General features: G+C 59.0%; 4 protein-coding genes. All 4 read right to left on the bottom strand.

Annotated features, from left to right (window positions below; genetic code table 11):
- Position 1: 1 nt before the first annotated feature.
- The 4 genes from ACQKP1_RS02720 to ACQKP1_RS02705 all read right to left on the bottom strand — a co-directional run bounded on the left by ACQKP1_RS02720 (position 2) and on the right by ACQKP1_RS02705 (position 15029).
- Complete coding sequence (locus tag ACQKP1_RS02720; RefSeq protein WP_203019604.1) at positions 2–1294, bottom strand: HlyD family type I secretion periplasmic adaptor subunit; 1293 nt, start codon at positions 1292–1294, stop codon at positions 2–4.
- The gene (locus ACQKP1_RS02715; RefSeq protein ID WP_427274108.1) at positions 1291–3444 is read right to left on the bottom strand and encodes a type I secretion system permease/ATPase; all 2154 of its coding nucleotides are present in this window, start codon (positions 3442–3444) and stop codon (positions 1291–1293) included. The genes ACQKP1_RS02720 and ACQKP1_RS02715 overlap by 4 nt, the downstream gene beginning before the upstream one ends.
- Positions 3445–3465: 21 nt before the next feature.
- A complete protein-coding gene (locus ACQKP1_RS02710; RefSeq protein ID WP_427276382.1) occupies positions 3466–4818 on the bottom strand; it encodes a TolC family outer membrane protein in 1353 nt (450 codons plus the stop codon).
- A 542-nt stretch (positions 4819–5360) separates the two neighbouring features.
- Positions 5361–15029 (bottom strand): Ig-like domain-containing protein, encoded by a 9669-nt coding sequence (locus ACQKP1_RS02705; protein ID WP_427274107.1) that lies wholly within the window; start codon positions 15027–15029, stop codon positions 5361–5363.
- Positions 15030–15152 lie beyond the last annotated feature (123 nt).

Here is a 15152-nt window from a genome sequence, read left to right as displayed (position 1 = left end):
CTCACCGCTCGGTCAGGGCGACGGATTGCGCCTTGTTGATCGGCTTCATGAGATAGCTGAGGATGGTCTTGCGGCCGGTCATGATTTCCGCCGAGGCGACCATGCCCGGAATGATGGGGTAGCTCTTGTCGCCGCGCATCAGCTCGGACTGGTCCGTTTTGACATGGACCAGATAGAAGGTCTCGCCCTTGTCCTTATCGACAATACTGTCGGCGGAGATATTGGTTACCTCACCTTCTAGGCCGCCGAAGATCGAGAAGTCGTAAGCCGTGATTTTCACGATCGCCTTCTGGCCGCGCGTCACGAATGCAACGTCACGCGGTGAAATCTTGGCTTCGATCAGAAGCGTGTCTGCGGTCGGGACAATGCCCGCGACGACTGTGCCGGGGTCGACATAGGCGCCGATCGTATTGACCTCGAGCGTGTTGACGATGCCATCCACCGGTGAGCGGATATCGGTGCGGCTGACACGATCGGTCGCACCACGGATCGTTTCGTCAATGACCGAGAGTTCCGCGAGCGTCTGAGCCTTTTCCGTCAATGCCTGCTGACGAAGCTGAAGCGCCAGCTCATCCACCTGGAGACGCGCTTCCTCTACCGCGCCGCGCAGCCGCTCAAGGCTCTCCTGATAGACCGTGATCTGACCGCGCTGGTCCGTCAGTTCGCGCTCAAGCGCAATCAGCTCGGTCTGCGCCACAAGGCCCTTCTTGGCCAGCGGGCTCATCAGATCGTATTGCCGCGTCGCCTGGGTGATGTTCTGCTCGAGGCGCACGATATTGGCCTGCGCCTCGCTCAGTTCATTCTCGCGCTGACGCACGCGTTCCCGCAGCACGCCCGCCTTGTTGAGATAGGCGGCCTTGTTGGCGGCGAAGAGCCGCTCCTCATTTGCACAAACCTGGCTGGCGACCGATTGGACTTCGTTCGGGCAGACGAAGGCCACGTCGTAGGAGCCGACCTCTTCCAGCGCCAGGCGCGCAATCTTGGCGCCGAGGGCCCGCGCCTTTGCGACGGACTCGCCGAGCGACGATTCCGTCGTCGTATTGTTGAGCTGGACGATCAGTTCACCCTTGCGCACGATCTGGCCGACCTGAACGGCGATGGTTTCCACCACCCCTGCTTCGGACGACTGCACGATTTGCGTCTTGGAGACCGGAATAACCTTGCCTTCCCCTCTCGCGATTTCATCAATCTCGGCGATTGCCGCCCAGGCCAGAAAGAGCACGATGAAGCACGCGACAAAAACCACGATCATGCGGGCCATGAACGGAGGCGTGTCGGCAACCGGACGGCTCATGGCTTGACGCCCTTCTTCTGCATGGCTTCGATAACCTGATGCTTCGGCCCGTCTGCCACCACACGGCCCTTATCGAGGACGATCAGACGATCGACGAGATCGAGCATCGTGAAGCGATGGGTTGCGATCAGAAGCGTGGTGTTCTTGTCGAAGGCATTCGACAAACGGTTGATCAGATGACGCTCGCTGGCCAGATCCATGGCGCCCGAGGGCTCATCGAGGAAAACGATCTTCGGCCTGGTCAGCAGAAGACGCGCTATCGTCATGGCCTGCTTCTGGCCACTCGACAGATTGGAACCGCGCTCGCCGACGGGCATATCGAAGCCGCGGGGATGCCGCGAGACGAACTCTTCAACACCGGTCATGCGGGCCACTTCGAGCAGTTCTTCGTCGCTGGCATCCGCCCGACCGATCAGGAGGTTCTCCTTGACCGTCCCGGAAAAGAGATCCGAGGACTGGCCTGCGACGGCGACGGCCGAGCGCACTTCCGACATGTGATACTGGCGGATATCGACGCCATCGATCAGCACGCGCCCGTCTGTCGGGACGAAGAGACCATCCAGCAGACGGCCAAGCGTCGTCTTGCCGGAACCGATACGGCCGATGATGCCGACCTTTTCACCGGGCGCGACGGTCAGCGACAGCTTGCTGATGACCGGGTTGTCTGAGCCCGGATACTGAAAGCTCACATCCTGGAAACTGAAACCACCATGCTTGATTTCGCGGTTGACGAAACCGACCGTCGACGGACGATCCTCCGGCTGCTCCATCACCTGGTCGAGAATTCTAAGCGACAGTGTCGCCTGACGGAACCGCGCGAGCGTCATTGCGATCTGACCGAGCGGCGCGCCGGCCCGGCTGGCAAGCATGACAGTGGCGATGATCGCGCCCATGGCGAGGCGCCCCTCCGAGAATTCGTAGGTGCCCGCAATCACGATCAGCACGCCGACAATCTGCTGGATGAGCGCCGTCAGGTTGATCGCATTCGTCGAGACGTGCTTGATCTCTTCGCTTGTGCGGCTCGAATGCTTCATCAACTCCTGCCAGCGACGCAGCATGGTCGCTTCGGCGCGCAGGCTCTTCAGCGTTTCGATGGTGGAGATCGTCTCGACCAGAAGCGCCTGCCGTTTCGACGCCTCGTTGGACGCCGCTGCCATCCGGTGGCCGATCTGAGCCTGGGCGCGAAGTCCGATCGCGATCGACAGGATCAGCGCTACGGCCGGAATGATCGCAAGCCAGCCGGAGATCAGATAGATGACGATCAGGAAGATGAAAACGAAGGCCGTATCGATCATCAGACCGATCGTGTTCGAGGTGAAAAACTCGCGCACAAACTCGTATTGCATGACCCGATTGGCATATTCGCCCGTCGACATCGGGCGCGAGGCAAGCGTCGTATTGAGCACCTTGTCGAAGATCATCTGTGACAGGCGCAAATCGGCGTTGCGACCTGCGTGGTCGATCAACGAGGCGCGCGCTTCCTTGAGCAGATAGTCGAATAGATAGGCGAGCATGATGCCGGCCGCGAGCACCCACAGGGTGGGAATTGCCTTATTGGGCAACACGCGGTCGTAGACATTCATCGTGAAGAGTGGCGAGGCAAGCGCGATCAGGTTGATGAACAGCGCGGCAAGGATGACCCGAAGATAGGTGCGCCAATAGGGCATCAGCGCCCGCACCAGCCAATGGCGCTTCTCGATCTCGTCGGCACTGCCGATCCGCGCGTCTTCCGTGTCGTTCCGATAGAAGAGCGTGAAAGCGAACAGGAACTCCGGACCGAGCGCCATGAGTTCCTGATGCGTCAGGCGGGCGGAAGCGATACCCTCGCGAATATCAAGCGTGTAGACGCCGTCGTCGCTGACCTCGAGCAAGGGCAGCGTGCCGCCATCCTTCAGGACAACAATCGCTGGACAGTCAAAATCGTTCTCGCGGATCGCACGTTCGCCAACCCGGATGACCTGCAGGCCAATTCGCTCGGCGACATGTTCCACATCGTCGAGTTCGAGAGATTCAACGATTTCGTCCGGCAGACCTGAGAACAGTACGGTATCGGAGCTGGGCCGACCGTAAAATGTGGCGACAGCCTTGAATGACGCACGAAAGCTCAGGCGGGCACGAGGGCCCGCCGGTTCGATCAACGAATTTAACATGTCATCCTATCGGATGGGCGTTTACTGGAGCGGCGCCAGGAGGTCCATCGGAATTCCCGCCTTTTGCCGCGGATCCCGCTGGACATAAGCCCCATTCGGGGTCGTCTTCACGGAGAACTCGTTGCGCGCATATGCGTCGGTCTGGCCGACCGGCTTCGCATTCATGGTCTTCAGAAGGGAGCCCGAGGCCGCCAGGATCTTGTACTCCGCAAATAAGGCCGCGACGCGGGCCGTTTCTGCGACGATGCTGGTGTTGAAGCGGGTGTTCTGTGCGTCGAGAACGTCCAGAAGCGAGCGCTGGCCAATCTTAAACTGCTCGCCGTAAGACGAGACGAGCTGGGCATTCTGCGAGGACTGCGAGCTCAGGATCTGGGAGAGCTCGCCGCGGCTGCGGCGCTCATTCCAGGCCGAACGCACGGACTCTTCGATCTCGCGGTGAACCTGATCGGATGCGTAGCGCTGCTCGCTGGCGCGACGGATCTGCTCCTGCTCACGAGCCTGGTCGATACCACCGCGATAGAGGTTCCAGCGGGCGACCAGACGCACCTGAACGTCGTTGGTGTTGCCCTGGCTGGTGCCCACGTCGTTGCCGACGCTCGCACGACCTTCGAGATCGACGGTCGGGGCATAGTTGGAGCGGGCGGCACGCACAGCGGCGTCAGCCGCATCGATGTCGGCGCGGGCCGAATAGATGCGCGGATTGTTGGCCTTGGCAGTTGCGATGGCGTCATCCAGCGTGCGCGGGATGAACTTGGCAACCGAACCCGGCACCTTGGCATTGGTGATCGGCTCACCGACCGTCTTCAGGAAGCGGATCTTGGTGAGCTCGAGTTCTTCCTGAGCTTCACGCAGGCGGGCCTGGGCGGCCGCGAGACGCTCGCGTCCCTGAACCGCATCGACTTCCGTCAGCGCGCCACCGGAGATGCCCTGGTTGATGTCAGAAAGGATGCCATTGTGGAACGAGACGTTCTGCTGTGCGACACCGACGATCTTCGCCTGCAGAATGTATTCCAGATAGTCCTGAACGACCTGCAGGGCGATCGTCTCCGAACGCTCCAGAACACGGAAGGAAGCGCCGTCAACACGCGAGGCCTGCTGGTCGACCTGGGCGCGGCGACCGCCGCCGTCCAGGAGGCGCTGGGTGACCGTAAGACCGACCTCGGAGGAATTAAAATCCTCGTAGTCCCGCGTCAGATTTCCCGTGCTCTCGTTGGAGAGCCGGCGCTTTCCCACGCTTGCCTCGAGATCGATCGACGGGAGATAGAGACCGCGCGCCTGGCGCAGTTCGAACTCGACCGCCTCACGGTTCTGGACCGCCTGCGAAATCTGCGGATTGGTCGTCAGCGCCTTCTGAATGGCCTCTTGCAGCGACATGGCGCTGGCAGGGGCAACAGACGCGATGGCGAATGCTGCCGAGGTGTACAAGGCTGCAAATAAAGTCTTTTTCGTAAACAACGGATTGCCCCTACCCAAATCTTGCTTGGGTGTCGTTATATACCGGGGCGACTGTCGAGGGGAAGTCCAATCGGCATGTCCAAAAGATGCACCCAATTTTGATCTGTTGGAACGAAACTCAAGTTTTTCCAAATCCGAAGGAAAGAAATACTCGAAAATTCGACTAGGCACCGTAAACATCAACTATTGTGCACGTTCATTCGAATCATTTTGCCCGGCTCCGATGTTAACCCTGCAATAAGGTTCCCCTATTTTTGAGGTGAAACCCCGAAGATGCGGGGGAACTGTCTCCCCGGCGCAACACCCATTCAAGCACCCGCGACTGTCGATGGGCAGCAACGCATGCGCAAATCCAGAGTCCTTTTCGAATCGATGGCAAGTAAAGTCCACTTCAGCACAACCGCGAAAAGAAAAAGGGCGCCGATCTGGCGCCCGTTCTCCTAGTAAAACCACTATCTGTCTTAGTCGTGTGGCGTCACGACCGTGTGCTTGTCGTCGAACAGCACCTTGATGGCGGTGTCGTGGTTCTGCAGGACCACGACATCCTTCCAGGTGTCAGCACCGGTCTGGACGCTGACCGTGGTGTTGCCGTCGTCGACCGTTGCCCGCAGATGCGAGGCTGCGGTCTCAGCAGAGGCCTGCTCACCGAGCAGACTGTCGAGCAGGGCCGTGACATCGAGCACGTCGCCGTCGCCGTTGAAGTCGGTAATGACATCGGCGACATCGAGCTCGTCCAGCGCCGTTCCGTCAAAGACGAAGGTGTCGTTGCCGGCACCGCCGGTCATCACCACCTTGCCCATGCCGCCATGCAGGATGTCATCGCCATCCGTTCCCATGACCGTCAGCGGATCCGCATCCGACCCGAAGATCGTATCGAAGCCAACTTCCATGAAATCGCCGGTCGAGCCATCAGCGAAGGTGAAGGTGCCCTTCGAGAAGACCGTCTGACCATCTTCCTGACCGCCGGTGTTGTCGGTGGTGAGCGAGATGCTGGTGACACCGTTGTCGAAGAGGCTCGACAGCTCGCCTTCGTCGCTGATGCCGTTGTTGTTGGCATCAACCCAGATCTTGAGCTTGGAGAAGGCATCGTCGCTTGCATCGATTACGCCGTCACCATTTGTATCGAGCGAAGCCAGAGCCGCCACGCCGCTTGCAAACTTCCCGCCATTGAAATCAGGCGTGAAGATCTCCGAGCCGTTGTCGATCAGGCCGTTGCCATCAATGTCATAGGCAAGGATGCCATCGTCCTTGGTCCAGGCAATCTGGTCCGCCTTGCCATCGGCATCGATGTCGAAGGTGACACCGTCGCCGATCGACGAGAAGGCGAAGCCGTTCTTGTCGAGGTCGAGGATGATCGGGTCTGCAACAGCGGTGTAAGAGTTATCGCCCAATGACGACACAGTTATAACGTAGCTGGAACCGCCGATCTCTACTCGAACGCTATCGGATCCCCATCCGTTCGCACCCGTCAAAGTGTAAACGGTGGTCCAGCCTGCTCCGCCGCCGAGGGAACCGTTCACATCGACTTGGACAAGAAGATTGCTCCCCGAGTTCTGTAGTCTGACGTAACTCGACACACCTCCGTGAGTGAACGCTGGAACCAGAGCGCTTAAGTCGATCTTGTCACTCACCATACCATTTGAACTGTAAGTGTAGTCCGTGATCGTATCAGAATTGCTCGAAGAGGCTGCCTCAGCACCCCAACGGAATGTGTTCGAACCCGAGCCGCCCCGCAGAGTGTCGTTTCCGAGGCCACCCATGATAATATCATTGCCGTCGCCACCCGAAATCGTGTCGTTGCCGCTACCGCCAATGATTACATCAGCACCGGTCGAACCGGTGATCGAGAACCCCTCGGTCTGGTTTGATAGGTTAAGCACGCCGCTAGACGTCATACGAACGTTTTCAATGTTCACAATCTGAGCGTTGGAAGCGCTGGTGAACCCGCCGGTGACATAAAGCGTGTCGGTGCCAGATCCTCCATCCAAAAGCAGGTCGTCTTGGTCTCCGTACAGCCAGTCGTCTCCATCGCCACCGTAAAGCGTATCCTTCCCGGCACCGCCGTACAGGTCGTCATCTCCATTCTGGCCAAACAGCGTGTCATCGCCGTCTCCGCCATACAGTATGTCACGACCTCCCCAGCCATAGACGATGTCATCACCCACCAAAACCGGATTGTTTTCATTCCCCGGCAATGTTTCCCCCTGGTTCTTGCCGCCCAGAATGTTGAACGTTTCCAGGTAAGTGGCGCCGGTTGGATCAGTAACCTTCACAACGATCGTATAAACACTGTCGTTGGCGATTGCATCAATCGTGCGTACTTCGCCGCTCGGCGTGATTTGGATCCCTGCTCCAGACACGAGTTCGTAGACGTGTCCGCTGGCGTTGTCAGGATCGACAACGGAAAGCTGAGCGATCTTCCTGTTAGAAGGAGGCAGATTGGAACCCGGATCGACCGCCGTCCAGATGATATCCGTCGGTGCCTGCCGCGTGTCTATCGTGAAGTTGCCGGACGCCGTCGCCCCCTCATTGCCGTTCCCGGCGAGGTCAAAGACGGAGTTCGTCTTCAGAGTGATCGAGTTCGTGGCAGAGTTCACACCGGAACCAGGGGTGAAGATTGCAGTCCAGGTTTTTCCGTCGGGGCTAGAGGTGACTGGAGACAGCGTACCGTTCTGAATGACCAGATCGGTATTGGTGAAAGCAGTCACGGCTTCACTGAAGCTGAAGGTGACGAGCGAGGTTTCGCCGAAAGTCAGGTTCGGATCCGCAAGCGTGATGGTGACCGTGGGTCGAACCGTATCGACAACGTAGTTGCCGCTGGTCGATCCCGTTCCTGCGTTTCCGGCAACATCAGAAAACTCGGTTCCAACGGTGATCACATTGGTCGCCGCTTCCGTGTTTTCAGCTGGCGTTAGCGTACCCGTCCAGACTTTGCCATCCGTCGTCGTCAGTGTGCTGAGAGTACCGCTCGAAACGTTCACATCGTCATTGCTGAAGCCTTGGACCGCCTCTGAGAACGTGATGGTCACCGTAGCAGCGTCACCAATCTTAAGGGCAGCGTCATCGATCTCAATGGACTGGACAACAGGCGCAAGCGTGTCGATTGCGTAGCTGTTTGAGTCCGTGGTTCCGGTCCCCGCATTTCCGGCGGTGTCCGCCACACCTGCGTTGTCGAGAACGATGAGGTTGCTAGTATCCTCCACGTTCACGTCAGGCGTGAAAGTAGCAGTGAACGTTATATTGTCAGTGGTCTCAAGCGAGCTGAGTATACCGTTCGCAACGCTGAAGTCAGCCGTAGTGAGGCCTGAAACTGGTTCACTGAATGTGATGGTGACCAGGGATGTCTCGCCGATCTTCAGGCTGGTGTCATTGATCACGATGGTCGCCGTTGGACGCACGGTATCCACGGCGTAGCCGTTAGACTGGCTCGTACCCGCACCGACATTGCCGGCCAGATCAAGTACACCTGCGTTATTCAGGACGATCAGGTTGGCGGCGTTCTCAATATTCGCAGATGGCGTCAGCGTGGCAGTCCAGGTTTTGCCGCCGTCGGCGGAGGCGAGACCGGAAAGCGAACCATTCTGAACGGTGAAGTCTGCGAGATCGAGCCCTGAAACCTCCTCGTTGAAGGCGATGGTAACCATCGACGTTTCGCCAATCCTGAGGCTTGTATCCGCCACAGTGATGGTCGCTGTCGGACGAAGCGTATCGACGGCGTAGTTGTTGCTCGTCGCCGCGCTGCCCGCATTGCCGGCAAGATCGGTATAGGAAGCAAGCACCGATACGACATTGGTCGTGTCTTCAAGATCGGCATTCGGGGTGAATTTCGCCGTCCAAGTCTTGCCGCCATCTTCAGACTTCAAGTCTGTCAGTATGCCGCTCTCCGCAGACATGTCATTGAGATCGAAGTTTTTGACGGCTTCGGAGAAGATGATCGTCACAGTAGACGTATCGCCGATCTTGAGCGCCGTATCATCCATGGTGATAGACACGACAGTTGGCGGCACGGCGTCTGGTCGGGTCACCGTGATGACAAACTTCTCTGCCGTCAGGGAAACTCCGTCGCCATCGGCATCGACAGCCTGGATGATCGAGGAGAAGTCGATTGCCTTTGCGGCGTTGCCGTCGAGCGGCTTGTTGAGGGTGAAGGTGCCTTCACCATTGGCTGCGATGGACAGGGTAAAGACTGTGACATTGCCTGCCGTGGCGGTGAGGACATTGCCGACCACGGCATAGGTCAATGCCGTTCCACCGACGGAGAGCGCCTGAGCCTCCAGTGCAGCAGTGCCGGTCTTCAAGCTGAATTTGACCACCTCATCCGCACCGCCCTTGACGAGAGCGCCGAGATCAAATTCGCCGACCGCTGGCTGACCGGTCTGGCCGGGGGTGCCTGCAAGACCGCTCAGCGTGCTCTGCATAGCGGCGGACAGCGTGGCCGAGCTGTTGACGTTCGTCGCCGTACCGCCTTCGACATTGCCGAGGACGACAAGGCCGGAGTTGCTTGCATTGATGCCAAAGGCTTCGATCTTGAACGCCTGATCCGGACCGGCGTTTCCGTCAGCGTCGGTCTTGATCGCCAAGAGCTCGTTCTGAATGGCCGCAATCGCCTGGTTGACGTTGGCATTGCCATTGTTCGTCATGTTCGGCTCGCCATCCGACAGGAAGATGAGCTGATTGACATGCGCATTTGGCAGGGTGCCGGGCTGCGTGGCCAGCGTCGTTACCGACTGCAGATCCACATCACCATAACCGTAACCGACCGTGAACTCAACGTAAGCGATGGTCTTGCCGCTGTTTGCGCCGCTGCCGCTCAGGACGACGTCGGTCGAACTATTGCCGACCACGACCGAGGATGACTGGAAGGTTCCGTCTGTGAAGACGATCTTGTACTGGAACTGCGTGTTGCCAGGGTTATTGTTGTCGTCCAGCTTGAATGTCGCGCTGGTGACCGGAATGCCACTGAAGTTTCCAGTATTGGCATAACCGTTCGGGCCGTCGAAATCATCGAACGCGCCGAAGTCGAAGCGCAACATTTGGCCGGGATCCACGTCAGTGTCGCTGAAACCGGAGCTTGCGCCGAAACCGCCCGTCGTGCTGCCATTGGCGTTGATCAGGTCCGCCAGCTGGTTTCCAGGAATATTCCAGCCGGACACCAGAGCAATCTGTTTCGATCCATTGCCGATGATATAAGCCCGATCGTAGCCCGAACCGCTGTTGGCGTCGAACGACTTCAGGGTCGAGGTCACGTCGATGGATGTGGACGCAACGCCCTCGATCCACTGCAGAGCCTGCTGGAGACCGGCTTCGTAGTTGGTGCCACCTTCGTCATTCAGATTTTGAACATCCTGCAGCGCCTGGTTCAGCGCGTTTTGCTGGACTACGCCGTTGACGATCAGATCGTAGGTTCCGACCGCAGAACCTTCTTCACCAAACTCGACGAGATGAACGCGAACGTCCTTGGCGCCGGACTGGCTGACCTTTGCGAGGAAGTCCTGTACCTGCGCCTTCAGCGTGGACAGATCCCGATCAATACTGCCGGACGTATCCAGAACCAGGACAAAGTTCGCCACCTTGCCCGGGACAGAGTCAACGACTTCAGGGGCGATGACGGTGATTGCCTCGTTCGCCGTCGTCAGGACCGGGATATCGTCCTGGATCTCGATCACGAGCTTGCCGGTCGTCAGTGTCACCGTGTCGCCGTCACCATCCTTGCCGACGATGAACTGCGACAGGTCCAGGGACACCGCGTTTTCAGCATTGTCGAATTCGCCATTCGCGCCACTCGCCACGTCGTCGAGCGACGGATGGTCGATCTGGCCCTTCAGCTTAAACTCATAGGAGCCGTTTGCGTTGACTTTGAGCTCAAAGACAACCCGTTCCGGGCTGCTGGCGACGTAGCCGGTGAGCGTATTGCCGATCACCTTGATCAGAACGTCGGCCCCTTGGGAATTCAGGCCGGAGTCAATCGGCGAAGTCGTCGGCTTGAGCGAGATCGCTTCTGTCGCATGGGCGCCATCGGCACCAAAGTCGAAGAGTGCCGTAAGGGTCCCTGCGACACCTGAGGCCATGGCCGAACCGGTTCCGGCAACCTCACCCGGACGTGATGCGTCGGGCGCCGCAGACGGCAGGCCATCTTCATCAACCTTGATCGTCAGCGATCCGGACTTCACACTCGGGCCATCGTCCTGGAAGCGGATGTTACCACCGAGGTCGATCGTCTCGCTGTCTCTGGCACGGTCGCCTTCGTCATCGAAGATCGTCGCGGTCGCGGTCAGCTTGACGAGGTTGTCGGCAAGTTGCTTGATATCGCCGGTGTACGGGCCGTTGCTTTCCGAAAGCGAATGATCGATTTCCCGCAACTGGGTCAGGGTTACCTCACCCTTGCTGTTGACGGAAATCGAGAAGACAACGTCGCCGGACTGCGTCTTGCCGTAGACGATACCGTCATACAGGAACAGCTTGATGTTCTGGCCGTCGTGGTTGAGACCGGAGTCCATGCCGTTGTTGCCAGTCAGGCTCAGCGCATAGCTCATAGAGATGCGACCGGGGCCGTCGGCACCGAACGACGACGAGGCAATCGAGAAGACACCACCGAAGCTTGCCGTGCTTGAGGCATGGTCCGTGGCAGAACCGATGGTGTCGCCGTCCTGCGTCTGAAGGATGATCTCCTGCTCGTTGTTGGCAACAAGGTTGATCCGCGGGCCATCGTCCTGGAAGCGGATATTGCCACCAAGGTCGATCGTCTCGCTGTCGCTGGCGCGGTCGCCTTCGTCATCGAAGATCGTCGCCGTCGCGGTCAGCTTGACGAGGTTGTTGGCGAGTTGCTTGATATCGCCAGTGTACGGGCCGTTGCTGTCCGAACGCGAGTGATCGATTTCCCGCAACTGCGCCAGCGTCACCTCACCCTTGCTGTTGACGGAAATCGTGAACACAACGTCGCCGAGACTCGTCTTGCCGTAGACGATATCGTCATACAGGAACAGCTTGATGTCACGGCCGTCGTGGTTGAGACCGGAGTCCATGCCGTTGTTGCCGGTCAGGCTCAGCGCATAGCTCATCGAGATACGGCCGGGGCCGTCGGCGCCGAACGACGACGAGGCAATCGAGAACACACCACCGAAGCTTGCTGTGCTCGAAGCATAGTCCGTGGCAGAACCAATCGTATCGCCATCCTGCGTCTGCAGAATGACCTTGTGCTCGTCCTTGGCAACAAGGTTGATCCGCGGGCCATCGTCCTGGAAGCGGATATTGCCACCGAGGTCGATCGTCTCGCTGTCGCTGGCGCGGTCACCTTCGTCATCGAAGATCGTCGCCGTCGCGGTCAGCTTGACGAGGTTGTTGGCAAGTTCCTTGATATCGGTCGTGTAGGGGCCGTTGCTGTCCGAACGCGAGTGATCGATCTCGCGGAACTGCGCCAGCGTCACCTCACCCTTGCTGTTGACGGAAATCGAGAAGACAACGTCGCCGGACTGCGTCTTGCCGTAGACGACACCGTCGATCAGGAACAGCTTGATGTCCCGACCGTCGTGGTTGAGACCGGAGTCCATGCCGTTGTTGCCGGTCAGGCTCAGCGCATAGCTCATCGAGATACGACCAGGGCCGTCGGCACCGAACGACGATGAGGCAATCGAGAACACACCACCGAAGCTTGCTTTGCTCGACGCATAGTCTGTCGCGGAACCAATCGTATCGCCATCCTGCGTCTGCAGAATGACCTTGTGCTCGTCCTTGGCAACCAGGTTGATGCGCGGGCCATCGTCCTGGAAGCGGATATTGCCACCGAGGTCGATCGTCTCGCTGTCGCTGGCACGGTCACCATCTCCATCGAAGATCGTCACCGTCGCCGTCAGCTTCACCAGGTTGTCGGCAAGTTCCTTGATATCGGTCGTGTAGGGGCCGTTGCTGTCCGAACGCGAGTGATCGATCTCGCGGAACTGCGCCAGCGTTACTTTGCCTTCGGCATCGACAGAGATCGAGAATATCAGGTCGCCAGACTGCGTCTTGCCGTAGACGGCACCGTTGATCAGGAACAGCTTGATGTCACGGCCATCATGAGTGAGACCGGAGTCCATGCCGTTGTTGCCGGTCAGACTCAGCACATAACTCATCGAGATGCGACCAGGGCCGTCGGCGCCAAACGACGACGAGGCAATCGAGAAAACACCACCAAAGCTTGCCGTGCTCGACGCATAGTCCGTCGCAGAACGGATCGTATCGCCGTCCTGCGTCTGAAGGATAATCTCTTGCTCGTTGTTGGCCACGAGGTCGATGCTCGGCTCATCATCTTCGACGCGAACCGTAAACTTGCCATCGGCGCTGTCGCCATCGGAATCGGTTGCAGTGAAGGGGATCTCAATGTCGAGGAAATCGACCGGGTTGCGCGGCGTTTCCGAACCAGATACCCGCGAGGCTTCAGTCTCGGACGGAACCGAGCCATTGCCGCCGGCCGCATAGTGGTCGAGATTGCCGATCAGCTCAAAGGAGTAGGAGCCATTGGCTGTCGTCGGATTGAGCGTGACGATGAAGATCGTTTCGCCTTCGACCGGATACGGGAATTCGGCGATCGGGCCACCGTCATCTTCGATACGCAGCGCCTCGAACGGACCGTCAAAGAAGGCCTTGTATGCGATCAGCTGATAGCCGCCATTCCACTTGCCGTCAGTGCCTTTCGTATACTCGATACGGTAGGACAGCGGGAAACCGTCCGAACTCAGACCAGCGAGACCAGGAATCGCTGCCTGGATTTGAGCGGAGGTCGAGGAAGTATCGAGACCCGTGAAGCCGACGGTACGGCCGACAGGATCGTCCCCAATCGGCTTACCGTCTTCACCCAAAGTTTCACTCTTCAGATCGTTGTCCGCTCCCCAGCGAATGGCGAGCGAACCTTCTGCCCTGGAAGCGCCCGCAGATTCGCCTTCGGAGTCGGACTCCGAGTCCGATACACGCTTTACAAGCCTCGGCTCGTCGCCCTTGCCCGTGAGACCGTCTTCGTTGACCGAACCGTCGACCGGGGCGCCAATCGTCGGCGCATCGTCTTGCACGTCGATATTGAAGGTGCCGGTGACACTATCCCCATCGCGGTCGGTGACCGTGTAGGTGAAGCCGAGGCGCAGGAGATCATCGAGATCATCCTGTGAGCCGTTGCTGCCAGCATCCGGATGGTCGAGCTTGCCGACAAGCTCGAAGGTGAAGTCGCCCGTGATACGGTTGGTTACCGTGATGGTGAAGACGAGGTTGCCCGCAGAATCACGGCCCTCTAGAGCCAAGAAGCTGGGGGCCGCACCGACGGGCGCGAAGCTCGTGACCGTAATGGGAAGACCACCCGAGGTGAAGCCGCCAAGAACCTTGAGGCCATCCCCCTCGTCCACGTCGGACGCGCCGACGAAACCGATGGCAGAGATCGTGCCAAAATCCCGCCCAGGATTGAAGGGCAGACGGCCACTGATGATCTTTACGCCGTCGCCGCCGGCGATGACAGCCTCGTCGTAGATGAACGAGGTCGTCAGAGGAGTCGGGATGGAGGGACGGCCATTGCCGCCGAACACCACGCCCGTGCGCAGCTCGTCGCCGAAGCTGGTATCGCCGAGCAGATCGGCCAGCGCCAGATCTTCCGGACCGGCGTCGATCGGATCGTCATTGAAATTGCGGCTGGCGCTGGGCGTGCCCTGGGCCGAGAAGGTGCCGTCGGGACCGGCCGCGACGTTGATGTTACTCTCTTCGAGGGCCGCGAAGAGCGCGACCTGCGGCAACTCGACATCGCCGATCACAAAGGTCGGGATGTTGGCGGCGCCGCCGATCACGGTGATCTCGGTGCCATCCGCCAGGACGAGGACCAGATTTTGGCCGTCCACCTGGAACTCGAGATTGTCGAGCTCGATGCCGGCCGGCAGGGTCACGATGTTTTCGGCGTTCGCCGCTACTTCGCTCGGGATCGCCGCAGCGGCGACGTTAACCGGCTGCTGAGCCGGCAGGCGATCGGTGCGACCGGCGTCGGGCGTTTCCGCCTCAGCCACTTCAATTCCCTCTACGGTCTCGCTGGCGAAACCCAGATGCTGCTCGACCGCAGAGTCGAACTCGTCGGCTGCGGAAGTATTGTCGATGCTGGACAGGCGCGGATCTTCGATGGACATGGTAACTCACCCCTTAACAAGTTGATCGCAGTTAAATCCCGATGCCGGGGCAAGTGCAACGGTTTCTTAACCCTGAATACATAACCGGTTATGCTTGGAGCGACCATTATTGAAAAAGAAGTT

It is taken from the genome of Allorhizobium sp. NPDC080224, assembly GCF_050281005.1.
Classification (GTDB): domain Bacteria; phylum Pseudomonadota; class Alphaproteobacteria; order Rhizobiales; family Rhizobiaceae; genus Allorhizobium.
The sequence above is the reverse complement of the archived record's forward strand: the minus strand, read 5'-3'. Positions and strand labels throughout refer to the sequence as shown.